This window comes from Streptomyces sp. NPDC033165 (assembly GCF_055577965.1).
In genome coordinates this window covers 555,625-579,976 of the sequence record NZ_JBVIPK010000001.1, presented here as the reverse complement: position 1 = coordinate 579,976, position 24,352 = coordinate 555,625, and the positions used below count along the sequence as shown (strand labels likewise).

Annotated in this window: 21 protein-coding genes and 1 pseudogene; 13 read left to right on the top strand and 9 right to left on the bottom strand. The window is 69.7% G+C overall.

The annotated features are described in order from the left end of the window. The first annotated feature begins 8 nt into the window (after positions 1-8). The 5 genes from ACZ5WC_RS02660 to ACZ5WC_RS02640 all read left to right on the top strand — a co-directional run bounded on the left by ACZ5WC_RS02660 (position 9) and on the right by ACZ5WC_RS02640 (position 4,983). Positions 9-1,757: a recombinase family protein gene (locus ACZ5WC_RS02660; protein ID WP_468539113.1), complete on the top strand. Its 1,749-nt coding sequence runs from the start codon at positions 9-11 to the stop codon at positions 1,755-1,757. Positions 1,758-2,202: 445 nt separating this feature from the next. Next, on the top strand, positions 2,203-2,511 hold the full coding sequence (locus tag ACZ5WC_RS02655; protein WP_468539112.1) for a hypothetical protein: 309 nt from the start codon (positions 2,203-2,205) through the stop codon (positions 2,509-2,511). A 147-nt stretch (positions 2,512-2,658) separates the two neighbouring features. After that, positions 2,659-3,057: a hypothetical protein gene (locus ACZ5WC_RS02650; protein WP_468539111.1), complete on the top strand. Its 399-nt coding sequence runs from the start codon at positions 2,659-2,661 to the stop codon at positions 3,055-3,057. 64 nt (positions 3,058-3,121) lie between these two features. Continuing rightward, the gene (locus ACZ5WC_RS02645) at positions 3,122-3,964 is read left to right on the top strand and encodes a phage major capsid protein (RefSeq protein ID WP_468539110.1); all 843 of its coding nucleotides are present in this window, start codon (positions 3,122-3,124) and stop codon (positions 3,962-3,964) included. 521 nt (positions 3,965-4,485) lie between these two features. Further along, positions 4,486-4,983: a phage terminase small subunit P27 family gene (locus tag ACZ5WC_RS02640; RefSeq protein WP_468539109.1), complete on the top strand. Its 498-nt coding sequence runs from the start codon at positions 4,486-4,488 to the stop codon at positions 4,981-4,983. A gap of 94 nt (positions 4,984-5,077) precedes the next feature. Here the strand turns inward: ACZ5WC_RS02640 and ACZ5WC_RS02635 are convergent, their stop codons facing one another. Then, positions 5,078-6,298, bottom strand: a complete 1,221-nt coding sequence (locus tag ACZ5WC_RS02635) for a helix-turn-helix transcriptional regulator (RefSeq protein ID WP_468539108.1) — start codon at positions 6,296-6,298, stop codon at positions 5,078-5,080. 907 nt (positions 6,299-7,205) lie between these two features. On the opposite strand from ACZ5WC_RS02635, the gene ACZ5WC_RS02630 reads away from it, so the two are divergent. After that, positions 7,206-8,105 (top strand): radical SAM/SPASM domain-containing protein, encoded by a 900-nt coding sequence (locus ACZ5WC_RS02630; RefSeq protein WP_468539107.1) that lies wholly within the window; start codon positions 7,206-7,208, stop codon positions 8,103-8,105. Positions 8,106-8,529: 424 nt separating this feature from the next. Here the strand turns inward: ACZ5WC_RS02630 and ACZ5WC_RS02625 are convergent, their stop codons facing one another. Next, on the bottom strand, positions 8,530-8,781 hold the full coding sequence (locus ACZ5WC_RS02625; RefSeq protein ID WP_468539401.1) for a GntR family transcriptional regulator: 252 nt from the start codon (positions 8,779-8,781) through the stop codon (positions 8,530-8,532). 174 nt (positions 8,782-8,955) lie between these two features. Here ACZ5WC_RS02625 and ACZ5WC_RS02620 point away from each other — a divergent pair, with 174 nt between their 5' ends. Together ACZ5WC_RS02620 and ACZ5WC_RS02615 are read left to right on the top strand one after the other, a co-directional pair. After that, positions 8,956-9,264 carry a hypothetical protein gene (locus ACZ5WC_RS02620; protein WP_468539106.1) on the top strand — a complete coding sequence of 103 codons (309 nt, stop codon included), beginning with the start codon at positions 8,956-8,958 and terminating at the stop codon, positions 9,262-9,264. Next, the gene (locus ACZ5WC_RS02615) at positions 9,261-9,464 is read left to right on the top strand and encodes a hypothetical protein (RefSeq protein WP_468539105.1); all 204 of its coding nucleotides are present in this window, start codon (positions 9,261-9,263) and stop codon (positions 9,462-9,464) included. The genes ACZ5WC_RS02620 and ACZ5WC_RS02615 overlap by 4 nt, the downstream gene beginning before the upstream one ends. Positions 9,465-9,556: 92 nt before the next feature. Here the strand turns inward: ACZ5WC_RS02615 and ACZ5WC_RS02610 are convergent. Both ACZ5WC_RS02610 and ACZ5WC_RS02605 read right to left on the bottom strand, forming a co-directional pair. Beyond that, positions 9,557-10,339: pseudogene (locus ACZ5WC_RS02610) on the bottom strand (DUF7800 domain-containing protein); the annotation flags it as partial. A gap of 85 nt (positions 10,340-10,424) precedes the next feature. Further along, the gene (locus tag ACZ5WC_RS02605) at positions 10,425-11,069 is read right to left on the bottom strand and encodes an HNH endonuclease family protein (RefSeq protein WP_468539104.1); all 645 of its coding nucleotides are present in this window, start codon (positions 11,067-11,069) and stop codon (positions 10,425-10,427) included. A gap of 232 nt (positions 11,070-11,301) precedes the next feature. Between ACZ5WC_RS02605 and ACZ5WC_RS02600 the strand changes: the two genes are divergently transcribed. Beyond that, positions 11,302-12,036 (top strand): ABC transporter permease, encoded by a 735-nt coding sequence (locus ACZ5WC_RS02600; RefSeq protein ID WP_468539103.1) that lies wholly within the window; start codon positions 11,302-11,304, stop codon positions 12,034-12,036. A 16-nt stretch (positions 12,037-12,052) separates the two neighbouring features. Here the strand turns inward: ACZ5WC_RS02600 and ACZ5WC_RS02595 are convergent, their stop codons facing one another. Both ACZ5WC_RS02595 and ACZ5WC_RS02590 read right to left on the bottom strand, forming a co-directional pair. Beyond that, positions 12,053-12,715, bottom strand: a complete 663-nt coding sequence (locus ACZ5WC_RS02595) for an HAD-IA family hydrolase (protein WP_468539102.1) — start codon at positions 12,713-12,715, stop codon at positions 12,053-12,055. 221 nt (positions 12,716-12,936) lie between these two features. After that, a complete protein-coding gene (locus tag ACZ5WC_RS02590; RefSeq protein WP_468539101.1) occupies positions 12,937-14,130 on the bottom strand; it encodes a peptidoglycan-binding domain-containing protein in 1,194 nt (397 codons plus the stop codon). 175 nt (positions 14,131-14,305) lie between these two features. Here ACZ5WC_RS02590 and ACZ5WC_RS02585 point away from each other — a divergent pair, with 175 nt between their 5' ends. After that, complete coding sequence (locus ACZ5WC_RS02585; protein ID WP_468539100.1) at positions 14,306-16,402, top strand: MDR family MFS transporter; 2,097 nt, start codon at positions 14,306-14,308, stop codon at positions 16,400-16,402. Between the two features lie 51 nt (positions 16,403-16,453). Here ACZ5WC_RS02585 and ACZ5WC_RS02580 read toward each other — a convergent pair whose 3' ends face one another. Continuing rightward, complete coding sequence (locus ACZ5WC_RS02580) at positions 16,454-16,942, bottom strand: GNAT family N-acetyltransferase (protein WP_468539099.1); 489 nt, start codon at positions 16,940-16,942, stop codon at positions 16,454-16,456. A gap of 60 nt (positions 16,943-17,002) precedes the next feature. On the opposite strand from ACZ5WC_RS02580, the gene ACZ5WC_RS02575 reads away from it, so the two are divergent. Then, positions 17,003-18,223 carry a serpin family protein gene (locus ACZ5WC_RS02575; protein ID WP_468539098.1) on the top strand — a complete coding sequence of 407 codons (1,221 nt, stop codon included), beginning with the start codon at positions 17,003-17,005 and terminating at the stop codon, positions 18,221-18,223. A 156-nt stretch (positions 18,224-18,379) separates the two neighbouring features. After that, positions 18,380-20,509 (top strand): bifunctional glycosyltransferase 87/phosphatase PAP2 family protein, encoded by a 2,130-nt coding sequence (locus ACZ5WC_RS02570; protein ID WP_468539097.1) that lies wholly within the window; start codon positions 18,380-18,382, stop codon positions 20,507-20,509. Positions 20,510-20,653: 144 nt separating this feature from the next. On the opposite strand, the gene ACZ5WC_RS02565 is transcribed toward ACZ5WC_RS02570, so the two are convergent. After that, on the bottom strand, positions 20,654-21,907 hold the full coding sequence (locus tag ACZ5WC_RS02565; protein ID WP_468539096.1) for a cytochrome P450: 1,254 nt from the start codon (positions 21,905-21,907) through the stop codon (positions 20,654-20,656). 360 nt (positions 21,908-22,267) lie between these two features. On the opposite strand from ACZ5WC_RS02565, the gene ACZ5WC_RS02560 reads away from it, so the two are divergent. Next, the gene (locus ACZ5WC_RS02560) at positions 22,268-23,446 is read left to right on the top strand and encodes a steroid 3-ketoacyl-CoA thiolase (protein WP_468539095.1); all 1,179 of its coding nucleotides are present in this window, start codon (positions 22,268-22,270) and stop codon (positions 23,444-23,446) included. Positions 23,447-23,484: 38 nt separating this feature from the next. Here the strand turns inward: ACZ5WC_RS02560 and ACZ5WC_RS02555 are convergent, their stop codons facing one another. Then, a complete protein-coding gene (locus ACZ5WC_RS02555; protein ID WP_468539094.1) occupies positions 23,485-24,339 on the bottom strand; it encodes an ECF transporter S component in 855 nt (284 codons plus the stop codon). Between the last annotated feature and the right edge of the window lie 13 nt (positions 24,340-24,352).

Below are 24,352 nucleotides of genomic sequence, written 5' to 3'. Positions count from 1 at the left end.
CAGGGGGCATGACCCATGCACCCCGGAACCCCCTCGCGGGCACGGTCTACACCGAGACCCTTCGGGGCGTGCGGTGTGTCCGCCTGTCCGTGCTCACCGACGAGACCACCAGCCCCGAGCGGCAGCGCGAAGCCGACGACCTAGCGGCAGCCGCGCACAACATCAGCTTCGGCGAGGGTGATCAGCTCCGCGAAGCGGTGGACCTTGACGTTTCCGCTTCCAAGATCAGCCCCTTTGACCGTCCCGCCCTAGGTCAGTGGCTTGCCCGCCCCGATGAATTCGAGGCTCTTGTTTGGTGGAGGTTCGATCGCGCTATCCGGTCCATGGCGGACATGCACAAGCTGGCCGAGTGGGCCCGCAAGCACCGAAAGGTGCTCGTGTTCGCCGAGGGCATCGGCGGGGGCAAGCTGGTCTTTGATTTCCGCGATCCGATGGACCCGATGGCGGAATTGCAGATGACCATGTTCGCCTTCGCCGCTCAGGTGGAGGCGCAGAGCATCAGCGACCGTGTTACCGGGGTCATGGCTGCCATCCGGAATATGGCGCTGCGGTGGCGCGGTGGCGGTCGCCCCCCGTACGGCTACATGCCCGCCCCCATGCCCGCAGAGTTCGGCGGGATCGGCTGGACGCTCGTACCGGACCCCGACGCGGTCAAGGTCATTGAACGGATCGTCCGTGAGCTGTTGGAGGGGGCGACCGTTTCGGCTATCGCCGTGGGTCTCAACGCCGACAGCATCCCGAGCCCGCGCGATCACTGGGCCGTGAAGAAGGGCCGCAAGAAGGGCGGGAAGACCGGCGGAGTCAAGGGGCTCGTTAAGGACGCGTTCCTGTGGAACCCGGCGGTCATTACGCGGATGCTGCGTAACGAATCATTGCTCGGCTGGAAGATGCACAAGGGCAAGCCCGTCCGGGACGCCGAGGGCAACCCGATCATGGCGACCACACAGCCGATCATGACCCGCGAGGAGTTCGACCGCATCGGCGCGGTTCTGGACGAGCGGAGCATTGACAACGGGGACCGGAAGGACACGGACGCGCTGCTGTTGCGGGTCATTCACTGCGACTCGTGCGGCGGGCGCATGTACCTGAACAAGCAGGACAGCAAGAAGAACCAGCACCCTACGTACAAGTGCAACCCGTACTCGCGCGGGTTCAAGTGCGAGAAGTCCGCCAACATCCGGGGCGATTGGGCCGACGAGTACGTGACCGCCGAGTTCCTGCGGCTGATGGGGTCCGTACAGACAACGCACGTCGTGACGATCCCCGGGTACGACCCCGGGCCCGAGCTGCGCGCCACTATCGCCGAGTTCGCCGAGCACCAGGAACAGAAGGGCCGCCAGAAGTCCAAGCACGCTGCGGCCGAGTGGCAGAAGCGCGCGGACGCACTCGACAACCGGATAGCCGAGCTGGAGACCCGGGAGAAGACCGAGCCGCAGCGCATCGTGACGAACACGGGAAGGACGTTCGCGGACGAGTGGGCCGAGAAGGACACGGCGGGACGGCGCGCGATGCTCATTGAAGCGGGTGTGCGGCTGGACGTGCGGCGAGGCACCCCCGGCGGGTGGCGCAAGCTCGACGTACGGCGCGTCACGTTCACCATGTCCGGCGAGCTGGACCCTGCCGCGGAAGCCCTCGCGGGTGAGGCATCGGCGCTGGAATCCGAGACGCGCGGAGACGAGCCGACCGAGGACGCGAGCGTGCGCCTGGTCGAGCCCGCCACGGTCGCCGAGCCCGTCCGCGTACTGGTCGCCGCGTAGCGCCCGAACAGCCCTCAGAGCGCCCCGGTAGTCCTCGCGGACCGCCGGGGCTTTCTGCTGCCCGTACGCGGGCGCGCGGAGCCCTCGCCGGATCGCCCACAGGTGGGGCCGCTGGACAGCGGGAGGCGAAAAGGTGTTGAGGGTGTCGAACTTCGACACTTTTCGGGGTAGCCAAGAAAAACCTAGAGAGAAGAGAGAACGGGGTCTCTGTCGTCACCCCGACACCCTCCCTTCCTCTGCCCCCGCCGTCTCGTGGGGCGTATCCAATTCGCATTTCATCCTTGCTGAACAGTTTTTCGGAACACCTTCGGTCCCTACTGATGGCAAGCCCGAAGGGGCATCAACCAGCGAAGGGGTCCACCGCTGCCGGGAGCACTGCGGGACTGCCGCTCTCCCGTAGAGACCGAATCGGCTTCATGACCCCTGAACCCACCTGAGAGGCACGATGGACACCACACGACACATAGAGGTCTGCGCGCTGCTGCGACGCGCTGAGAGCGCCGCACGGGACGCCGTGAACGGCGATCAGGCCGCCGCGCGCACAACGCTCAACCTCGTGGCCGACGCACGGCAGCGCGCCGAGGACACAGGTTCTGGCATCTGCGCTCATCCGGACTGCTCGAACGAACTGCACTACGTCGGGCGGGGGCGTCGTCCCCTGTACTGCTCGGCGGACTGCCGCACGGACGTTTACCAGGCAACGCAGATGGCCGCGCGTGCGCTGATCAAGTCCCCGGAAAGGGTCACCGCGTAACGCACCCCTCGCCCACAACTTCACAGCTCCACCCATGAACCCCTGACGTGCCATACGCGGGGGCTTTTTCATGCCCGAATGCAATGACGGAAGGAATGCCCCCCGATCTACCGGCCGTGAGCCGGCGAGGGGTGGCGACCCATACACATGAGCGACGAGAACACCACCGAACAGCTTTCCCACGACACCGAGAGCGCCGATACAGGCACGGCGGAAACTCGGGCCCTGGAAGAAGCTAACAGCCGACTGGAAGCCGCACAGAAGCGAATTGACGCCATGCTGCTGCGAGAGATCAACCACCAGGCATCCCAGCGCCTGGAAGTTCCCTCCGACCTGTTCGACCTCGGCAAGCATCAGCTTTCCGATCTGCTCACGGATGACGGAGACGTGAATACGGAAAAGGTCACGTCCGCCGTTGAAGCGCTGCTGAACGACCGGCCCAATCTGGCGAGCCGCCCGACGGGTTGGGGCGATGTAGGCGCGGGTGCGGGAGGTTCGGACGGCGAGGACGACGCTCCCGGCTGGTCCGCTGCTCTGCGCGGCTGACACGCCGAATCAGATCCCACACGCGGCGACACGCCGATGAACATAAACCGAAACGGAGAAACGCATGTCCATCTACACCAACACGCCCGGGGTGCAGGGAATTCTTCCCGACGAGTACGGGGCGCTTGTGGAGAAGCCGGTAAAGGAACTCTCCCTCGCAATGAAGCTCGGCACCGTAGTCAACACGGCGAGCACCACCTATCGCATTCCGATCCTCGCTGAGGACGTGACCGTTGGCGCGGTCGCCGAGGGTGCTGAGATCACCCCGTCCGATGTGAAGTTCGATGAGCAGAAGGTCCGCCCCGCCAAGTTCGCCGGGCTTACCGTCATCAGCCGCGAAATGGCGGAGGACAGTTCCCCGTCCGCCGGGGAACAGGTCGGCCGTTCCATTGCGCGTCAGATATCCAACAGTGTGGATAACGCATTCCTGAACGCGCTGACCGACCCTAACCCCGCTGGGCTCGGCTCCCTTAAGGGGATTTCCAAGGTAAATGCCCCGGTGGTCTATGCGAACCTCGACCCCTTCGAGGAGGCTATATCCGTCTCGGAAGCTGCGGGCGGGAACATTACCGCGTGGGTGATGACTTCCTCTACGGCGCTGGATATCGCCAAGCTGAAGGATCAGAGCAACTCAAACCGCAGTCTGCTCAACACGGATATGACGATGGAGGGGCGTCGGCAGATTCTTGGCCGTCCCGTGTTCGTGTCGCCGTTCGTGCAGCCGGACACGGTGTACGGCGTGAGCCGGGCCGATCTGCTGACCATCGTCCGCACGGGAACGCGACTCGACGTTGACAAGTCCGTGTTCTTCACGAGCGACCGCGTGGCCGTCAAGGGAACCATGCGCGTCACTTTCGGGTTCCCCGTCGAAGCGGCGCACGTCCGCATTCAGAACGCAGCGGAGTAACCCCCGTGCCGCGTAGACCCCGGCCCCCGTGTTCGGTCCCCGGATGCCCCGAGCTGACGCCCCGTGGCGGACGTTGCGCCAAGCATGAACGCGAGGCGAACCGTATGCGCGTCACGCCGGGCGGCAGTTCGTACGGGCGTCAATGGCCACGTATTCGGGCCGCTTATCTGTATGCCCATCCATGGTGCGTACTGTGCGGACGGACAGCGAATGTCGCGGACCACTTTCCCGAGAGTCGGCGAGCGCTGCTGGCTCAAGGGGTTTCGAATCCAGACGCATTCGAGAGACTGCGTCCGCTGTGTGCGTCATGCCATAGCCGCGAGACCGCGAGGCATCAACCAGGCGGATTCGCGGCGGAAGTACGCTCACGGCGCGAGGCGAACGAACGCCCGCCGTTCTGACCAGGCGGGCACTCCCCCTCCCTCACGCAGCCGCACGGCAGTGAGGCAAAAGACTCTCACCGCAGCTAAAGCCATTTGCGCGGGCCCGCAACGCTGCCCGCATATCGAAAGGAAGCGACCTTGGCCGACCCACGGCGCAAGAAACCTGCCCTGCAAGTGATCAGAGAGGGCAACCCCGGAAAGCGCCCCGTATCGCAAAGCGCATCCGTACCGCCCTCGGAACTGGCCGAGCCGGATTGGCGCGAGACCTTCCGTAGCGTGAGCGATCCGGAACAGGAAGCGGTGAACTCCCGCTGCCGTGCCGTCGCCTCGCGCGAATGGCAGCGCGTCGTCCCCGTGCTGAAACTCGCGGTCGGGATCGGCGAGGTAGACACCACTGTCCTTAAGGACTACTGCATTTCTGCCGCGCGAATCGACCAGTGCGAGCGGGAGCTATCCGAGAACGGCTTGCTCGTCCGGGGCGAGCGTGGGTGGCAGAAGAACGGCGCTACCACCATCGCAGGCCAGTACCGGGTGCAACTCGCGCGGTACGTGCGGGAGTTGGGCCTTTCGCCGAGCGCTCGCACCGCGATTACGGCACCCGAACCCAGCGACGACGAATCCGACGTGTGGGACTGACCCCACGTCGCCACGCAGACCCCCGCACTTGTCACCCACGCCAGGGCGACGGGTGCGGGGGTTCCTGGCGTTCTCAGGTGTGTGAGAGGGCCGTTCAATCTCCCTTTGGGAGTGCCTTCAATCCCTGGTACGCCTCTCGCAGGTCTGACGCTTCCGGGAGCTGTCGCCGCTCAACAGCCTTGACGACTTCCAGCGCACGCCAGTGATTCGACGGAACGATGCGGCCGGATAGGATGGCCCGCTGTGCTGCGTTGCACGCCTCATCTAGCCGGTCACCGCCGACCAGTGCCAGCGCCAAATCAATGTTCGCGGACGCCACCCGGCGCGGCCATTTCTCCACATCGTCAGCGGGGGCGAGTCGCGCGATTACCTGTCGCGCGTAGTCCTCGGCTGCGGGATCTCCGACCCATGCAAGTGTCGTTGCTGTGTAGGCCAACGCTTTACCGGGGTCGTACTGATAGTGATGCTCGGTGCCCTTGCGCGGAACCATTGCGCCCGACATGTGTTGCACTCGTTCAATGGCCGCGTACGTTTCCGGCCCTTCCCCGAGTCGCGCTCTCGCCCGCCCCTCCTGCGCTGTTGCCTGGATTGCAGCCGAGGTTCCGGCCGGTGCCAACTCCTGTGCAATTTGGGAGAGTTCTAGTGCGCGTTTGTAGTCACCATCGGTGAGCACTCGCCAAGCGTCAGTCTCGTAACACCACGCTTCGATTTCGCGGTGGTCTGCGTGCTGCGCAAGAGTGGCCGCTGTCTGCAAACGAGCCGTCGCCGCGTGTTCCTGGTTCAGGTCGATATGCAGCGTCGCCCCCAAGAGTTGGAACCATCCACCGACCACGTAAAGGCGACGCTGTTCCGCAAGGGTCATGCGCGCATCCATGAGATGTGAGACGTAAGCGGAGTGCTTCCTTACTCTTTCAAGCAAGTCTTGCGGCGGTGACACGGGGTATTTCATTGCCAGTTCATCGAATGCGTGCTCTAGGCGACTTAGCGTTTCCTTACCCACGTCGCTAGCGGAGACGCGCCGTGCCAATTCGAGCGCATCGAATTCGTCGTCGCTATCTGGCGATGCGCCAGAAAGCCAAGCGGTGCGCGACTTTGGTGGGGCGTATGCGTCCGGGACTAGCAGCGCGTCGAGTTCCGCCGACGTGACCGACAATGCCTTTGCGATCTTCCGTCGCTGCCAGGGTTGCGGGTCAGTCTTTCCACTTTCCCAGCGCTGGACCGTAGAGCGATCAGCGCCAACCGCTTCCGCGAATTCCTCTTGGTTGTACCCGCACGCTTTCCGGCGCTCCGCCAACCTCCGCCGCCTGCTGGTCATCGTGGCCGGTCTCCTCTCGGGAAAGGCGTCTGCCCTGGTCAGCGTATCCAGTGCGGCCAGGGTGCGGCAGGAGTGCGGCCTTTCTGCTGTGGTGCGCGGCCCGCTGTGGCGTTTCTCTGAGGCATCACACGCAACGGACGAGACGGACCGAGCGGAACGGTGACCATGTCGACCAAGACGCGGACGACCCAGGAGAAGCCCCTAGACCTCCCGGTGAGGCTGGACCCGGACCCCAAGCCCATGCCGGGATGCGCCGGTTGCGACGTGATCGCACACGACCGAGACCGGGCGCAGGCCAACGGGAACGCAAGCGGAGTGAGCGACTGCAACGTGCGCTTGCGGCTGCACCTAGGGGACGCGCACGCATGAGCGTTCCCGTGAAGCCACAGAAGCGCCGTACGCGGCCTCTCCCGCCCCCGAAGCTAGTCAGCCTCATAGACAGTCCCGGTAGTCCGTACGCGGACTCTCCGGCCGGCTGGTGGGATCAGTACGGCGGGGCGGTCGCCGGGGGCGTGGTCTATCTCCCCGGACCGACCCATCCGCCGAACCGCCGCCACCCCGACGACTGCCCGAACTGCGTACCGATCCGGGATAACTCGTGAGGTACGTAAGGCGGTTCGGTTGGTCGGTGTTCGTTTTCACGGTCGCCGCGCTGGCAACGGCGATTCCGACGCTGGCCGCTACCGGCCGCCTATAAACCCCCGTCCCCTCTCGGTTCCGCACAGCTCCCCCCGTGCTGATTGCAGAGGCCCTTGAGGGATGGGCTCCAACTCCCACTCCCGGTGATTCCTCATGGACGGTCGAGTTATCGGGGGTGGGGCAAGATCCCGCCCCGGTGGTGGAAACCCTGGACAGGTCGAGCGGCCGGGGCGGGTTCCCAGAAACCCCAGATGCAAGGAGACGCACAATGCGCGCTGCCGGAAACCGTCTCTTATTCGCATGGCTTGAGATCACGGGACTCTGTAACGAGTTCTGTGATCACTGCTACGCAGACAGCGGACCGAAAGGGACGCACGGAACCATGACGGTGCGGGACTGGTTGAACGTGATTGACCAGCTTGCCGACATGGGCACCATGGACGTTCAGTTCATCGGGGGAGAGCCGACGCTTTACCCGAGCCTGCCCGCGCTGATCAAGCACGCTCACGGGCGGGGCCTCGGTATCGAGGTGTTCTCGAACATGACCCACATTCGCCCGGAACTGTGGGACGCATTCACGGAGTACGGCGTCAAGCTCGCCACGTCGTACTACTCGGACACCGCCGAGGAGCACGACCAAGTGACGCAACTCCGAGGGGCACACAAGAAGACGCGCGCCAACGTTCAAAAGGCGCTTGCACTCGGTATCCCGCTGCGGGGTGGAGTCGTTGCTGTGCGGGACGGACAGCGCGTACAGGAGGCGGCGCAGGACCTTACGGTGCTCGGTGTCGAAACGGTCGGCGGAGACCGTACCCGCGCATTCGGACGGGCGAGTAAGGGAGCCGCGCCGACCATCGCTGATCTGTGCGGGCACTGCGCCCACGAGAAATGTGCGATCGGCCCGACCGGCGATGTGTGGCCGTGCGTCCTCGGTCGATTCCTGACTCTCGGCAATGTGCTGGAAACGCCGATCTCGAATATCTGGGGTGGCGCACAAATGGCCGACGTGGCCGCCGAGATCACAGCGGTTCACGGGGATGGTGTCCAGTCGTGCACGCCTCCGCAGTTCCTTCCCATGTGCGGCCCCTGTGGTCCGTGCGTTCCCTCGGTCGGGCACTGCGACCCCAGGGAGGCGGAGAGCGCCGCTACGATCGCCGCACCGGTCTAATCCGCTGAATACCAGGGAGCGCGCGCATGGACGATCACGGGGACGACTTCGGCCCGTGGGGGTGGGAAGGTGAGAGCAACGCTGTTCGGAGGAGTGAGGATGAATGGCTCACCATCGCTCGGTACGTCCGGCACGCTGCCAACAAGCTCGGACCGCAACTCCCGCTGTGTCTCCCAGGTGAACCGCAGGAATGCGGGCGCACGGCGCAACAGCACGTGATCGCGTGGGCCGCTCACCTTCGGGCGGTCTCCCACCACCTGATCGAACAGGCCACCCCGAGCAAGGCCAGGGGCGCGCACGCCATCGGGCCGATGTATCAGCGGCGTCTCTCTGATCTGCGCGCGTCCACTTCCGCGCCCCACTGACCGACCGCACACCCATACCGGCCCCGTCCGTGTGCTGCCCCCGTGGCGCGCGGGCGGGGCTACTGCGCGTCCTGGCGCTCGTCCTGGCTGCGGTCGCGCACGAAAGAGCCCATGCCGGGGGTAGTGATGATCAAGCCCTCATCCCGCAGGGCCGCCGTCGCCTTGCGGACCGTTGTTCGAGCCACGCCGAATTCGTTCTCCAGCTGTACTTCGGAAACCAGGTGCCGGGCGGGGTATTGGCCGCTGGCAATGCGCTGCCTCACCGCGTCCGCGATCTGCTGCCACTTCGGTTGCGTCGGGTCGAACTCCATCACGGGGGGACCGTACCCACCCCTACACATAGAGGCATAGATGCACCTGTCTACCCCTGTGCATGGACAGGTGTATGTAGGAGTCGTTACCTTCAGAACTGAGAGCGCCCCGACAGACCGCTTAGGACCGGTCCATCGGGGCTTGCCGAAACAGCTTTAGGGAGCTGAAACGACATGCGTGACTCTATCGCCCGTGCCCTGCTTTGGGCGCTGCGGCTGCTGCTGCCTGCCAATGGTCGGCACACTGCCGAGCAACCCGTTCCCCCGCCCGTACCCGCCCCCGCCTCGCCCTGGTCCCGCCCCTGGACCGCACCGTCAGCGCGGGAGGTACGCGAAATCTTCCACGACGAGCACATGCGGTACCTGCCCGCCCCGCAGCGGGAGCGGAGCTACGCCGCAGCGTTCGCCCGGATCGGCGTGGACTACGACCACCCGACGATGCCGCTCGGCAGTCTCGTGCGCCGTGAGCGGGTGGCAGCATGACCGCCGACGACCTGTTCCCGGAAGTCCTCGCGGGACACGTCGCGCTCTGCATCGAGTGCAAGACCGTCACGCGCGCCCCGATCCCCGTCCGCTGGATACAGAGCAACAGCGGCCCCGGAGCGACCCTCTACGCCTGCCCTGACCACGCGGTGAAGCTCGGCGCGGGACCAACCCCCGAGGACGAGCTACGGGCCCCGTAGCGCCCCGCACGGACAGCAATACGCCCCGTTCGGCAACTGCCGTGCGGGGCTCTGTCGTTGGCGCTGACGTGCGCGTATGCTCAGAACTGGTAGTCAGGTGTGTTGGGGTCGTCGAAGATCATGCAGCTGGGAACCGTCGAGAGCAGCCAGCGCACCTCCGGGTCCCGCCACGATTCGTCGTAGAGGTACGTGTACTCCTCGTAGTCGGCGACCTCCGCGCCCGGCGGCTCGCGCAGGTCGCGGCGAGCGGCGAGCCTGCGCCGGGTCGCCCGCGAGGCCTCGTCCGCGTACACCTGATCGCCGAGGAGGAGCAGGACGTCGGGGCGAACGGCCGCCGGATCCGCGGCGAGCCGGGCGGCCAGGGTGACCAGTGCGTCCGGTCCCGCGGGGTCGCGCCCGCCACCGGGCGCGGCCGCCCAGCGGCACGAGCCGAACGAGACCCGCACGCCGGGCTCCTCCGCCCCGGCTGCCGGTTCCGCCGCTGTTACGTGTGGTGTGCCGTGTGCTGTGTCGCCCCTCGTGCCCGTGCCCGTGTCGCCCCTCGTGCCCGTGCCCGTGCCCATGCCCTTCGCCGTGGTCGTGACCCGGGGAGTGGTGATGGTGCTCGGCGGGAGGTGCGATTCCTTGGGTGGCCAGACGCGCCGGTTCCCGATCAGCACTTCGTACGTCGTCGTGGAACCGGGTGTCAGCCCCTCCACCACCACCAGGGCGTAGTGGTGCCCGGCCACCGCGAAGGTCCGCGACGCTCCCGAAGCGCCGTCCGCGCAACGGACGTGCACCGTGCACGGACGGCTGGCCTCGACCCAGACCGTCGCGGTGGACCCGGACTCCCAGTCGACGTACCGCAGCAGCGGACCCAGACGCAGTCCCGCCATGTGGTGCCTCCTCGCGACGGCGTCAGGGGTGTCTGCTGAACGACCGGGGAAGGGGTGTGGGTTCCGGCGGTGGGTCAGTGGGCTGTCAGCAGCTGTTCAGGGCCGTCTGCAGGGCGCTCTTCTCGGCCTGGTCCACGCTCAGGCCGTAGTGGTGCTTCACATGGACCCAGGCGCGGACGTACGTGCACTTGTAGGCCGTGCGCGGCGGCATCCACTCGGCCGGGTCCCTGTCGCCCTTGGACTGGTTGACGTTGTCGGTGACCGCGATCAGCTGGGGGCGGGTCAGGTCGTTGGCGAACGAACGGCGTTGGGTGGTGGTCCAGCTGCTCGCGCCGGAGCGCCAGGCCTCGGCGAGGGGGATCATGTGGTCGATGTCCACGTCGGACGCGGCGCTCCAGGTGGCGCCGTCGTACGGCGAGTACCAATTGCCGCTGATCGCGGCGCAGGCGGCGTTCTGCTGGACGTTCGTGCCGTCACGCTTGAGGACGACCTCGCGGGTGTTGCAGGTTCCCGACTGGGTGATCCAGTGCGGGAACTTGTCCCGGCTGTAGCCGCTGGACGAGCCCTCCGCGCCGACGGTGAGCTGGCCGAGGTACGTGCGTGCGGTCGCCGCGCTGACCGGGGTGGGCATGGCGGCCTGCGCGGACGGGGCGGTGAACAGGGCGGATGTGGCGGCGAGCGCTGCGGTTGCGGCGACGACGGAGAGCCGACGCGCGTAGACACCGGACATGCGAACTCCCTTGACGCGGGGGGTGATTGGGCGGGCGGTGGGTGGAGCCCGGCCATCGTGGCGACGCCAGGTTTCTCGGGGATGGGCGTCAGGTGACAGGGTGACGACATGTTCACGTCACATCAAGGGGTGTGCGAGGCGTGTGCAAGGGGTGCGCAGGGGGTGGTACGGGTGTCCGGCGCGCCTCTGCCGGGGCGGCGGAGCGTCCTCGTTCCCGGCTTATCGTTGCCGCGTGCTGCTTCCGGTCTCGGTCACTCTCGGAGTCGTCCTCGCCGTCCTGCTGGTCTTCGCCGCCCTCGTCGCGGCGTGGGCGTCGCTCGGCCGCTCGCGCGAGATTCTCCTCGCGGGTGTGCGGGCTGCGGCCCAACTCGCCGCCGTCTCCCTGCTCATCGGCTGGGTGGCCCGCTCCCTGGCCCCGCTGCTCGGGTTCGTGGCGCTGATGTTCGCCGTGGCCGTGTGGACCGCCGGCCGCCGGATCACCGGCAATCACACCTGGCGGTGGGCGGCCCTGCCGATCGGGGCGGGCGTGCTTCCCGTGGTCGGGGCCCTGCTGCTCACGGGGCTCGTCCCGGTCCGGGGCCTGGCCCTCATCCCGGTCGCCGGCATCCTCATCGGCGGGGCGCTCACCGCGACCGTGCTCGGCGGGCGGCGCGCCCTGGACGAACTCGCCACCCGTTACGGGGAGGTGGAGGCGGGGATGGCGCTCGGGATGCTCGACCGGGACGCCCGGCTGGAGATCGTCCGGCCGACGGCGTCGGACGCGTTGCTGCCGGGTCTCGACCAGACCCGGACGGTCGGGCTCGTCACGTTGCCGGGGGCGTTCGTGGGCATGCTGCTGGGCGGCGCCTCACCCGTGGAGGCGGGCGCCGTGCAGCTCTTCGTCCTGGTGGCACTGATGGCCGTGCAGGTGGTGGCCGTCGCGGTGGTGCTGGAACTGGTTGCCCGCGGGCGGCTGCGGCGGGGGTGACGGCTGCCGAGCGGTCTCAGGCCTCGCTGATGTGCAGGCGGATCGAGCCGTCGCCCGCCGCCTCCACCCGTATCCGCGTCAGGTCCTCGACGTGTGTGTCCGGCGCCAGGGCCGCAGCGCGCGGGCCCACGCCCACGACGCGCATCCCGGCCGCCCGGCCTGCCGCGATACCCGCCTCGGAGTCCTCGAACACGATGCAGTCCGCCGCGTCGAAGCCCAGCTCCGCGGCGCCCTTGAGGAAGCCCTCGGGGTCCGGCTTGCTCGCGCCGACCTGCTCCGCGGTGACGCGGACGGCGGGCATCGGCAGGGCGGCCGCGCCCATCCGGGCCGTCGCGAGCGCGGCGTCGGCGGAGGTCACCAGCGCGTGCGGCAGTTCGGCGATCGCGGCCATGAACGCGGGCGCCCCGCCGATCGGCACGACGCCCTCGACGTCGGCGGTCTCCTCGGCGAGCATCGCCCGGTTGTCCGCGTAGTTCTCCTCCACCGGGCGGTCCGGAAGCAGGACCGCCATCGTGGCGTACCCCTGGCGGCCGTGCACCACCTTCAGCGCGGCCTCGGGGTCCAGCCCGTGCTTGATCGCCCAGCGGCGCCAGCAGCGCTCCACTACCGCGTCGGAGTTCACGAGGGTGCCGTCCATGTCCAGCAGGAGGGCTCGTGCGGTGAGGACGGTTGCCGGCATCGGCTGGCTCCAGGGCGCGGGGGACGGTGGTGCGGTACAAGAGCAGCCCCGCCCGCCGGTCAGGGAGTGCGGGCGGGAGCTACTTTGTTCCACGAAGATACAAAAACCTGGGCCGGAAAGCCAATCAGCCTGGTCCGGCCTGGTCCGGGGCCTCCATCGCTCCGGTCCGGGGCCCTCTCCTCATGCCGGTCCGGGGCTTCGCCCGCTCCCCGGTCGGCCGGTCAGCGGCGGCCCCGTCCGCTCGTCTCTGCCTCCAGCGCGCGCCGTGTGTTCGGCCCGTACACCCCGGCCGGGTCGCCCTGGACCGGCTTGTGCGACTGGTAGACGGTCACGGCGTTCTCCACCCGGTCCGAGTAGTGCGCGTCCGGCGGGCCCCCGTAGAGCCGCACCTCCATGAGCCGCTTCTGCAGCTCGGCCACCTCCGGGCCCCGGTCGCCACGGCGGAGCGTGGGTCCGGTCAGGTCCGCGGGCGGGGCGGCGGACGGTGTCCCCGGGGTCGCACTGCCCGTCGCCGGGGCCGACGGGGTGCCCGCCGTCGGCGTCGCGGGGGCGGTGGCGGTCGGGGTCGGCTCCTCGCTCCTCGTCGGCGACGCGGAAGCGGACGGTGAGGGGGGCGGGGTGGGCGAGGGCGAGAGCGAGGCGGTACGGGAAGGGGTCGCCGAGGCGGAGGGCGACGGGGCCGCCGACGCCGCCGGTCCGCCCCCGGTGTCCGGGGCGCTCGTGGTCGCCTCCGGCAGCGCCTCGTCCTGGCTCCCGTCGCCGCCGAAGAGTCCCCCGGCGAAAGCTGCCGTGCCGATCACCGAGGCCACGGCCGCCCCCACGGCGAGGGCCGCGAAGGGGCGCCTGCGGCGCGGCTGCACGGGGTCGTAGCCCGCGCTCACGGTGGCAGAGGTGACAGAGGTGGCAGAGGTGGTGGTGATGGCAGTGGGGGCGGTGCGCCGACGGCTCTCGCCGGACACGGAATCCGTACCGAAGCCCGCGGCTGTGCCGGTGCCCGCACCCGTGCGCGTACCGAAGCCCGCACCCGTGCCCGTACCGAAGCCCGCGCCCATATCGGTACCCGCATCGGTACCCGCATCGGTACGCGTATCCGTACGCGCACCGGTACGCGCATCCGCATCCGCCCCCGTGGCCCGCCCCTCGGTGCCCAGGAAGAGCGGCATGGTGGTGGCCGCTGCGCCCGGAACGTCCTCGGGCGGCGCCGAGGAGTCGTCCGTCAGCTTCACGTACGGCCTGATCCGCAGCGGGTCGAAGTCCTCGGCCGCCGCGATCTCCGCCGTACGGGCGGTCCGCTGCTCCTCCTCCGTGAACGGCGCCGGACGCGCGCCCGCGCCGCACCGGCACGGCACCCGGTGTTCCGTACCGGGCTCCCCGGTCGTCCGTCTCCCGCACTCCGGGCATGCCTGTCCGGTCATCGTGGGTCCCCTCCCCTTGAGCTGCCTGCGATTATGCAGCCCGCTCCGGGGAAGCCCAACGCCCTGCCGGGAGCCCCCGGGGGCGCTGGCGACGCCCGGCAGGGCACAACAGGCCATAACGAGGGAAAGCAGCCAGGATGGGGGAGTAGCGGATCAGCGGACCGAGGAGACGCCCATGGCCCAGCAGCTGAGCCCGCCGCCGCCGGCCCCCGGTGACGGACAGTCCCGGCGGACCGTCATGGTGGCGATCGGCGCCCTGCTCCTCGGCATGCTGCTCGCGGCACTCGATCAGACCATCGTCTCCACGGCGCTGCCGACCATCGTCAGCGAACTCGGCGGCATGGACCATCTGTCCTGGGTGGTCACCGCCTACATGCTCGCGGCGACCGCGGCGACCCCCCTCTGGGGCAAGCTCGGCGACCAGTACGGCCGCAAGAAGCTCTTCCAGACCGCGATCGTCATCTTCCTCGTCGGCTCCGCGCTCTGCGGCATCGCCCAGAACATGCCCCAGCTGATCGGCTTCCGCGCCCTCCAGGGACTCGGCGGCGGCGGGCTCATGGTGCTGTCGATGGCGATCGTCGGCGATCTCGTCACGCCCCGCGAACGCGGCAAGTACCAGGGCCTGTTCGGTGCCGTCTTCGGTGTGACCAGCGTCCTGGGGCCGCTGTTGGGCGGGTTCTTCACCGAACACCTCAGCTGGCGCTGGGTGTTCTACATCAACCTGCCGATCGGTGTCGTCGCCCTGCTCGTCATCGCTGCCGTGCTGCACATCCCGGTCCACCGGGAGAAGCACACCATCGACTACCTGGGCACCTTCCTCATCGCGTCCGTCGCCACCTGCCTGGTCCTCATCGCGTCGCTCGGCGGTACGACCTGGGCCTGGGGTTCGGCGCGGATCATCGCGCTCGCGGTGCTCGCCGTCGTCCTGCTCGTCGCGTTCGTCGCCGCCGAACGGCGGGCGGCCGAACCGGTGCTGCCGCTCAAGCTGTTCCGGATCCGGACCTTCAGCCTCGTCGCCGTGATCAGCTTCGTCGTCGGCTTCGCGATGTTCGGCGCGATGACCTACCTGCCGACCTTCCTCCAGGTGGTGCACGGCATCACGCCGACCATGTCCGGCGTGCACATGCTGCCGATGGTCCTCGGCATGCTGCTCACCTCGACCGGCTCCGGGCAGATCGTCAGCCGGACCGGCCGCTGGAAGGTCTTCCCGCTGGCGGGCACCGCCCTCACCGCCGTCGGCCTGCTCCTGCTCCACCGGCTGGACCCGGCCAGCTCCACCTGGGCGATGAGCGTCTTCTTCTTCGTGTTCGGTGCCGGACTCGGCCTCGTCATGCAGGTCCTCGTCCTCGTCGTGCAGAACGCGGTCTCCTACCAGGACCTGGGTGTCGCCACCTCCGGAGCCACCTTCTTCCGCTCCATCGGAGCCTCCTTCGGCGTGGCCATCTTCGGCACCGTCTTCACCAACCGGCTCACCGGCCAGCTGGACAGCGCGCTCGCGGGCCGCTCCCTGCCGCCGGGCGTCGACGCCGACCGGCTGGCGGCCGACCCCCGGGCCATCCAGATGCTCCCGGCCGACCTGCGCCCCTCGATCCTCGACGCGTACTCCACCTCCATCACGGACGTCTTCCTGTACGCGGCACCCGTCGTCCTCATCGCCTTCGTCCTCGCCTGGTTCCTCCGGGAGGACAAGCTCCGGGGCTCGGTGACGGCTCCCGACACCAGCCAGACCCTCGCGTCCAACCCCGTGGAGCGTTCCTCGTACGACGAGTGCGCCCGCGCCCTGTCGGTGCTCGCCACCCGGGAGGGGCGCCGCGAGATCTACGAGAAGATCACCGCGCGCGCCGGGTACGACCTGCTGCCCGCCTCCAGCTGGCTGTTGCTGCGGATCAAGCGGCACGGCACGGTCGAGCCCGCCCGGCTGGCCGAGACGGCCCCCGTACCGCTGCGGGTGATTACCGAGGCGGCCCGTCAGGTGGAGGAACGCGGGCTGGCCCGTCGCGAGGGGCTGCAGATGATCCTCACCGACGCGGGGGGCGAGGCGGTCGTCCGGCTCTCGCAGGCCCGCGAGGACTCCCTCGCCGAACTGCTGGGGGACTGGTGGGGGCCCGAGCGCCCCACCGACCTGGTCAAACTCGTCGCCGAGCTGGCGGCGGAGGCCGGCGGTTCGAGCAAGGAGCGCCCGCACTCCCCGGAGCCTCCCCGCGACCACGAGGCCCACTGGAGCCACGGGCACGACGGGCACCACGACCGCCCTCGCCCGCCGTCCGGCTGAGCATCGCGCGGGCCGGGGCGCGGCTTCCCTCCCCCGTAACTCCTTTGCGAATCACAGCTCTTTGGCCAACCAGACTTCCGCGTACGGGGTGCGGCGGTGGAACGCCGGCACCTCCCGATAGCCGTGCTTCGCGTACAGCCCGCGCGCCTCGACCAGGTCGGTGCGGGTGTCCAGCCGCAGCAGCCGGACGCCGAACTCCCGCGCCGCCTCCTCGACCGCGGCCAGCAGCACCGCACCACCGCCCGTACCCCGGAACGCCGGGCGCACGTACACCCGCGTCAGCTCCGCCGTCCCCGGCCCGGCGGCCTCCGTCAGCACCAGCCCGGCACAGGCCGCGGCCTTGCCCTCGTGGCGGCCGACGACGAACTGCCCCGTCGGCGGGGTGAGCAGATCGGCGCCGTCGTCCGTGAGACCGTCGGCGATCTCCTCGGCGGTCGCGGGCCGCTGCCAATAGCGGCTCGCGACCTCGTCGTAGTAGTCGCGGCGCAGCGCGGTCGCGTCGGGGGAGTCGAATCGTTCGGCGGTCACGGTCCAGGTCATGTGGGGCATTCTTGCTCGCGCACAGCCGTACGGCGACCTGATTACGTGTAGGGGGCAGCAGTGAATCGGGACGGGGCGACGGCCGACAGCGCTACAACGGCGGTCCAGCGGCTCGCCGGGCGCTGGATACGGGACGGCATGGCCGCCACCGGCGGTCCGGGCGGCTTCGTGTGCTCGCCCGCCGGGCTGTGGCTCGCGCTGGCCGCCGTGGCCGCCGGTGCGCGCGGCGCGACCGCCGCCGAGCTGCGGGCCCTGCTCGGCACCGCGGACCGGGAGGCCGCACCGGCCGTCACGGCGGTGGCCCGTGAGCTGGCGGGGACCGGGGCACTGGGCGTGGCGACCCGGGTGTGGAGCCGGGTGCCGGTGCTGCGCGCGTACCGCGAGGCGCTGCCGGCCGTCCGCTTCGACTCGGTGGACCCGGACCCGGCGGTCGTCGACGCCTGGGTGCGCGGGGCCACCGGAGGGCTGATCGAGCGGCTGCCCCTGGAGATCACCGACGAGACCCTGCTCGCCCTCGTCGACGTCACGGCCCTCAAGACCCGGTGGGAGAAGCCGTTCGACGCTTGGCGGACGCGGGACCTGCCGTTCACCGACGCATCGGGGACGGCCCGTCCGGTGCCGACCATGACCAAGGACGTGGCCCCGGCCGACGTCTGGACCCTGGACGGTGCGTACGTCGTCGAGCTGCGCTGCACAGCGGAGCCGGGTGGTCACGTCACGGACTCAGCCGGTTACGTTACGGACTCAGCCGGTTACGTCACGGGCTCGGGCGGTGATGCCGCGGAACCGGGCGGTGATGCTGCGGACCCGTGCGGTGGCCACGGGGCGCGGGTCCGGTTCGTCCTGGGGGAGCCGGGGGCGGGCGCGGCGCGGGTGCTGTCCGCGGGCTGGGCGCCCCGTTCGGCGGGCGTCGCACCGGAGGCCGACCGGGTCACCGTCGCGCTGCCCCGCCTCGCCCTGCGTACGCGGGTGGCCGTGACCCGGCAGCTGCCCGCGCTCGGCGTACGTCTTGCCGCCTCCGGCGCCGCCGACTTCTCCGGCCTCTCGCCCGAACCGCTCGCGATCTCCGACGTGGTTCAGGAAACCGTGCTGAAGATCGTCGAGGAGGGTGTGGAGGCGGCGGCCGCGACCGTGGTCGCGATGGCCCCCGGAAGCGCCGCACCGCGACCGCGGCGGGTCCGGCACATCGCCTTCGACCGGCCCTTCGGCATCGTCGTGCTGGGCGGGGCCGACGACGTACCGCTCTTCACCGCCTGGCAGGCGGACTCACCGGCAGCCTAGGTCCCCGTCGCTGTCCGAGACTCCAGAGTTCCGTTTCCCGGTCACTCTTCTGGACGAAAGCATGATGACAGTCAGGCAAAGAGGGGGTTGATTGTGTCTGCCTCGTAGGGCAATGCGAGGCTTCATCCGGCACTGCCCCACTCGAAGGGGCGATGCATGGAACGGTGGGAGGGTCGGCGCAGCGTGGCGACAGCGGATCACAGTGTGCGTGGGGACGCGGCAGCGGACGCGGGAGCGAGGGACCGGCTGGCCAGGGCCGTCCTCTGGCTGGTCGTGGCCGTGCTGGCGGTGCGGCAGGTGGCGGTGGTGCTCCGGCAGCCACCGGGGGAGCGGCTCACCGATCTGGAGACCTGGACCGGGGAGGGCGGAGTCCTGCATGCGACGGGCGCGCTGTACGACAGCGGCCGGTTCACCGGAACGCCCTTCGCCGGTGTGGTGCTGAAACCTCTCACCGCCGCGGCCCAGCAGGCCCTGGGCGTCGCCTGGACGTTCGGCTCCCTGCTGCTGGTCGTCGCCCTCGGGATCGTCGCGGCCCGCGCCCTGCCCCGGCCGGCCGGCCGTCGGACGGTCCTGCTCGCCGCGCCCGTCGCGATCAGCCTGCTCATGCTGTCGCTGCCGGTCCGCAACGCCCTCCACCTGGGCCAGACCAGCATCCTGCCGGTCCTGCTGGTGCTTCTGGCCGTCTTCGTCGTACGGGAACACCGGGCGGCGGGCGTCCTCGTCGGCCTCGCGGCAGCCCTCCAGCCGGTGCTGCTGCTCTTCGCCGCCCTGCTCTGGCTGACCGGCCGACGGCAGGCCTCGGTGAGCGCGGGCGCGACCTTCGCGCTCGCCACCGCAGCCGCCTGGGCCGTGGCGCCGAAGGACTCGTGGACGTACTGGGTGCACCACGCCGCGGGCGCCGGGCTGGGCGAGCGGCCGGACAGCCTGGCCAACCAGTCCCTGCACGGGGCGCTGCTCCGGCTCGGGCTCGAAGGCCCCCTGGAGATCGCCCTGTTCCTGGTGCTCGCCGCCGCCGTCGTGTTCCTCGGGCTGCGGCGCGCGGTGCGCTACGCCCAGGACGGCCAGATGCTCCTCGCCGTGGCCGTGACCGGCTGTGTCGTGGTGGCCGTCTCGCCGACCGCATGGCAGCACCAGCTGCTGTGGGTGCTCCTCGCGGTCGTCGGCCGGGTCGGCAAGCGGGCCTCCGACCGGCTGGTCTGGCCGGCGGTCGTGGTCCTGATCGTCACCCTGCCGGGGACGATGCTGCTGCCGAACATCGCGACGCTCTACCCCGTACGCGACAACGTGCTGCTCCTCGCGGCCCTCGGCGCGGCCTGCCTCGCCCCCTTCCTGCCCCGCACCTCGCCGTACTGGCAGCACCCGATCCCCACGGACTACGCGAAGCCGGTGGCGGCGCGCTGGAGACGCGTGCCGCTCCTGCCGTTCTGGCGCCGGGTGCTCAGCCGCCCCAACCTGCTGCTGGAGCTCCTGCTCATCCGGGTCGTCTACTCCGCCTACGCGCAGGTCCGCCTCGCCGCCACCGCGGGCCGCCCCGTAGCCGAGGAGCACGGACGGCAGATCCACGCGATCGAACAGTGGCTGCACATCGACATCGAGCACTGGGTCAACCACACCGTCGTCCAGATCGACTGGCTGCGCGAGTTCTTCGACTACTACTACCTGACCTTCCACTTCATCGTCCCGCTGACGATTCTCGGCGTGCTGTACGCGCGCCGCCCCGCCGACTACCGCTGGGTCCGCTCCTCCATCGGCTTCGCCACGCTCCTGGCGCTCGTCGGCTTCTGGCTCTACCCGCTGGCCCCGCCCCGGCTGATGCCCGGCCTCGGCTTCATCGACACCGTCCACGGGGTGCAGGACTTCGCCAAGCCCGACTACGGGACGCTGACCACCGTCACCAACCAGTACGCGGCGATGCCGTCACTGCACTTCGGCTGGTCGCTGTGGTGCGGGGTGGTGATCGTGATGCTCGCCCCGAAGATGTGGATGAAGGCGCTCGGTCTGCTGCATCCGCTCTTCACCATCGCCGCCATCGTGGCCACCGCCAATCACTGGGTGCTCGACGCGGCCGGTGGCGCGCTGGTCGTCACGCTGGGCTTCGGGCTGACGTACGTGCTTTCGGGGCCGAGGAGGCTGGTGGCCGACGGGAAGCGGGCGGCGGCGGAACCCGCGGAGCCCGCAGGGTCCGCGGCCGCGCCCGAGCGCGTACCAGCGGAGCCCACGGAACCCGCGGACGCCGAGCCCGCGCCCGAGCGCGTCCCCGCGGAGAAGGTCGGCGGCAAGCAGTAGCAGGGCACGAGGACCGAAGGGCAGCAGGACAGCAGGCCGAAGGGGTGCCGGGACGACGTACACCGTCCCGGCACCCCTTCGGCGTGGATCGCCGCGTCCCTACATGGTCCGCCCTCCCGGCCCCGCCCGCCACTCGGGGCTGTCTCAGGAAGCCGCCGCGGTGGTCACCTGGAGCTGTTTGATGCCGTTGAGCCAGGCCGACCGCAGCCGTCGCGGGTCCTCCAGCAGCCGCAGATCGGGCAGTACGTCGGCGATCGCGTTGAAGATCAGGTCGATCTCCATCACGGCCAGCGACTTGCCCAGGCAGAAGTGCGGGCCGCCACCGCCGAACCCGAGGTGCGGGTTGGGGTCGCGGGTGATGTCGAAGGCCTCCGGGGAGTCGAACACCTCGGGGTCGTTGTTGGCGGAGGAGTAGAACAGCCCGACGCGTTCGCCCTTCCTGATCCGCCGGCCGCCCAGCTCCACGTCCTGGGTGGCGGTCCGCTGGAAGGACACCACCGGGGTGGCCCAGCGCACGATCTCCTCGGCCGTCGTCGTCGGGCGCTCCCTCTTGTACAGCTCCCACTGTTCGGGATGGGTGAGGAAGGCGTGCATACCGTGGCTGATCGCGTTGCGGGTCGTCTCGTTCCCCGCCACCGCCAGCAGGATCACGAAGAACCCGAACTCGTCGGATGACAGGTTCCCCTCGCCCTCCGCCGCGACCAGCTGGCTGACGATGTCCTTCGCCGGGCACTCCTTGCGGGCCGCCGCCAGGTTCATCGAGTACGCCACGATCTCCATGGCCGCCTCGGCGCCGATCTCCTCGGTGATCGCGTACTCGGGATCGTCGTACGCGGCCATCTTGTTGGACCAGTCGAAGATCTTGGTCCTGTCCTCCTGCGGTACGCCGATGAGTTCGGCGATGGCCTGGAGCGGGAGTTCCACCGCGATGTCGGTGACGAAGTCGAAGGAGCCGTCGCCGTCGGCCGAAGCGAGGGCCGTCTCCACGATGCTGCGGGCCCGGGTGCGCAGGGCCGACTCCAGGGAGCGCACCGCGCGCGGGGTGAAGCCGCGCTGGACGATCTGGCGGACCCGGGTGTGTTCGGGCGGGTCCATGTTCAGCATGATCAGCTTCTGGACCTCGATCTGGTCGCGGCTGATCGTCTCGTTGAAGCGGATGACGGCGGTGTTGGTGTTCGAGGAGAACAACTCCGGGTGCGTGGAGACGTACTTGACGTCCGCGTGGCGGGTCACGGCCCAGTAGCCCTCGTCGCCGAACCCGGAGATGTTGGCGGGCTGGGTGCACCACCAGACCGGAGCCGTCTGCCGCATGAGGGCGAACTCCGGGTGCGGAACGCGGGCTTGGAGGAGATCGGGGTCGGTGAAGTCGAACCCGTCGGGCAGATGGGGGCAGCGCATGGGCACCTCTCCACTCCGGATCTGGCGGCGAACCGTTCAGGGAGCCGTCCGGCCGGCCGTCCGGCATCCTGACGACCCATCAGAAGTTGCCCGCAAGGTAGTAACGAGTTCTACAAGTGGCAAGGGCCGTGGCCGGATCTGTTGCCTCCGATGTCCGCGCGGGGGTTCCCGGTGGCGGTAGGGGTGCCTCTGCCGTCGGTGCCGCGCCCGTCGGCTCACCGGGGGCGCACGCGTGGTGCGTGCGCGCCCCTTGCGCGGCGGGGTCGTCGTCACGAGACTGCTTGCAGAACTAGAACGCGTACTAGTTCCTTCCGTGGGCGCCGGGAAGCCCCAGCGGAAGCGTGAGGAGAGGACGAGCTCATGGCCGCGGAACCCGTCATCGTCGAAGCCGTACGCACCCCCATCGGCAGGCGCGGGGGCGCACTCGCCAATCTGCACCCCGCCTACCTGTTGGGCGAGACCTACCGTGAACTTCTCGGCCGCACCGGCATCCAGGCCGACTGCGTCGAGCAGATCGTCGGCGGCACCGTCACCCACGCCGGGGAGCAGTCCATGAACCCGGCCCGCACCGCCTGGCTGACGGTGGGCCTGCCGTACGAGACCGCCGCCACCACCGTGGACTGCCAGTGCGGCTCCTCGCAGCAGGCGTCCCACATGGTCGCCAACATGGTGGCCGCCGGAGTCATCGACGTGGGCATCAGCTGCGGCGTCGAGGCGATGTCCCGGGTCCCGCTGGGCAGCGGCTCCAAGCACGGCCCGGGCAAGCCCTGGCCCGACGAGTGGAACGTCGACCTGCCCAACCAGTTCGAGGCCGCCGAGCGCATCGCCCGCAGGCGCGGCCTGACCCGGGAGCGGGTCGACGCGCTCGGCCTGCTCTCCCAGCAGCGGGCCGCCGCCGCCTGGGCCGAGGAGCGCTTCAAGCGCGAGACGTACGCCGTCCAGGTGCCGACCACCGAGGAGGAACAGGCGGCCGGGCAGGGCATGTGGCGGCTCGTCGACCGGGACGAGGGGCTGCGGGACACCTCGATGGAGGCGCTCGCCGGGCTGAAGACCGTCATGCCGAGCGCGATCCACACCGCGGGCAACTCCTCGCAGATATCGGACGGGGCCGCGGCCATCCTGTGGTCCTCGAAGCGGATGGCGCGGGCCCTGAAGCTCAGGCCCCGGGCCCGGATCGTGGCCCAGGCGCTGGTCGGCTCCGACCCCCACTACCACCTCGACGGTCCGATCGACGCGACCCGGGCGGTGCTCGGCAAGGCCGGGATGTCGCTGCGGGACATCGACCTCGTCGAGATCAACGAGGCCTTCGCGTCGGTGGTCCTGAGCTGGGCGCAGGAGTTCGAGGCGGACCTCGACGGCCTGGAGAAGGTCAACGTCAACGGCGGCGCGATCGCCCTCGGCCACCCGGTCGGCGCCACGGGGGCCCGGCTGATCACCACGGCCCTGCACGAACTGGAACGCCGCGACAAGGAGTTCGCCCTCATCACGATGTGCGCGGGCGGCGCGCTGGCGACGGGAACGATCATCCAGCGGCTGTGACCCCGTCGGCGGCCGGTACCGGACGAGCCCCGGGGCCGTCACCCCCCGGGCTCCCCGAACGCGCCGCGCGCGTCGAACGCCGCCCGCCGGGTCGCCCGGCGCAGCGCCCGCAGCAGGGTCGGGCCGACCGTGAGGGTCAGGACGACGGTCAGCGCAGCCCGGCCCAGGTCCCAGCCGAGCGAGGTCGCCGCGCAGTAGGCGAGGAAGCGCACCAGGTTCTCGTGCAGCGGGTCCCCCGCGACGAACGAGACGCCCGAACCCAGCCCGGCGATGAGCGGCCAGCCCTGGAGATTCATCACCGTGCCGTACGCGAACGCCGCCACCCAGCCGTAGCAGGCCAGCATCGCCAGCTCCGCCCGCCCGCGCAGCCGGTCGGGCCCCGGCAGCAGGCCCGCGCCCATCGTGAACCAGCCCATCGCCAGCATCTGGAACGGCATCCACGGCCCCACCCCGCCCGTCAGCAGCGCCGAGGCGAACATGGTCACCGAGCCCAGGACGAAGCCGAACCCGGGACCCAGCACCCGGCCGCTCAGCACCATCAGGAAGAACATCGGCTCCAGGCCCGCCGTCCCCGCCCCCAGCGGGCGCAGCGCCGCCCCCACCGCGGCCAGCACGCCGAGCATCGCGACCGCCTTCGCGTCCATCCCGGACTCGGAGATCGTCGCCACCACTACCGCGACCAGCAGCGGCAGCAGCGCCGCGAACAGCCACGGCGCGTCGCCGGCATGCGCGAGCCCGGACCCGGCGTCCGCCAGCAGCGGCCACCCGAAGGCGACCACGCCGACGGCCCCGATCAGCACCAGCGCGGCCACCGACTTCGGCCCGAGCCGCACGGGCCGGGCCATGGGCTCCGGTACGGCCCGCCCTCGTTCCGCCCGCTCCCGTACGCTCATCGCGCGCCCCGCT

Coding starts and splice junctions, on each gene's coding strand:
- ACZ5WC_RS02660 (WP_468539113.1), top strand. CDS start 9: ATGACCCATGCACCCCGGAACCCCCTCGCGGGCACGGTCTACACCGAG.
- ACZ5WC_RS02655 (WP_468539112.1), top strand. CDS start 2,203: ATGGACACCACACGACACATAGAGGTCTGCGCGCTGCTGCGACGCGCT.
- ACZ5WC_RS02580 (WP_468539099.1), bottom strand. CDS start 16,942: ATGACCTGGACCGTGACCGCCGAACGATTCGACTCCCCCGACGCGACC.
- ACZ5WC_RS02605 (WP_468539104.1), bottom strand. CDS start 11,069: ATGTCCGGTGTCTACGCGCGTCGGCTCTCCGTCGTCGCCGCAACCGCA.
- ACZ5WC_RS02590 (WP_468539101.1), bottom strand. CDS start 14,130: ATGACCGGACAGGCATGCCCGGAGTGCGGGAGACGGACGACCGGGGAG.
- ACZ5WC_RS02585 (WP_468539100.1), top strand. CDS start 14,306: ATGGCCCAGCAGCTGAGCCCGCCGCCGCCGGCCCCCGGTGACGGACAG.
- ACZ5WC_RS02615 (WP_468539105.1), top strand. CDS start 9,261: ATGACCGCCGACGACCTGTTCCCGGAAGTCCTCGCGGGACACGTCGCG.
- ACZ5WC_RS02650 (WP_468539111.1), top strand. CDS start 2,659: ATGAGCGACGAGAACACCACCGAACAGCTTTCCCACGACACCGAGAGC.
- ACZ5WC_RS02625 (WP_468539401.1), bottom strand. CDS start 8,781: ATGGAGTTCGACCCGACGCAACCGAAGTGGCAGCAGATCGCGGACGCG.
- ACZ5WC_RS02635 (WP_468539108.1), bottom strand. CDS start 6,298: ATGACCAGCAGGCGGCGGAGGTTGGCGGAGCGCCGGAAAGCGTGCGGG.
- ACZ5WC_RS02565 (WP_468539096.1), bottom strand. CDS start 21,907: ATGCGCTGCCCCCATCTGCCCGACGGGTTCGACTTCACCGACCCCGAT.
- ACZ5WC_RS02645 (WP_468539110.1), top strand. CDS start 3,122: ATGTCCATCTACACCAACACGCCCGGGGTGCAGGGAATTCTTCCCGAC.
- ACZ5WC_RS02555 (WP_468539094.1), bottom strand. CDS start 24,339: ATGAGCGTACGGGAGCGGGCGGAACGAGGGCGGGCCGTACCGGAGCCC.
- ACZ5WC_RS02595 (WP_468539102.1), bottom strand. CDS start 12,715: ATGCCGGCAACCGTCCTCACCGCACGAGCCCTCCTGCTGGACATGGAC.
- ACZ5WC_RS02560 (WP_468539095.1), top strand. CDS start 22,268: ATGGCCGCGGAACCCGTCATCGTCGAAGCCGTACGCACCCCCATCGGC.
- ACZ5WC_RS02620 (WP_468539106.1), top strand. CDS start 8,956: ATGCGTGACTCTATCGCCCGTGCCCTGCTTTGGGCGCTGCGGCTGCTG.
- ACZ5WC_RS02570 (WP_468539097.1), top strand. CDS start 18,380: ATGGAACGGTGGGAGGGTCGGCGCAGCGTGGCGACAGCGGATCACAGT.
- ACZ5WC_RS02630 (WP_468539107.1), top strand. CDS start 7,206: ATGCGCGCTGCCGGAAACCGTCTCTTATTCGCATGGCTTGAGATCACG.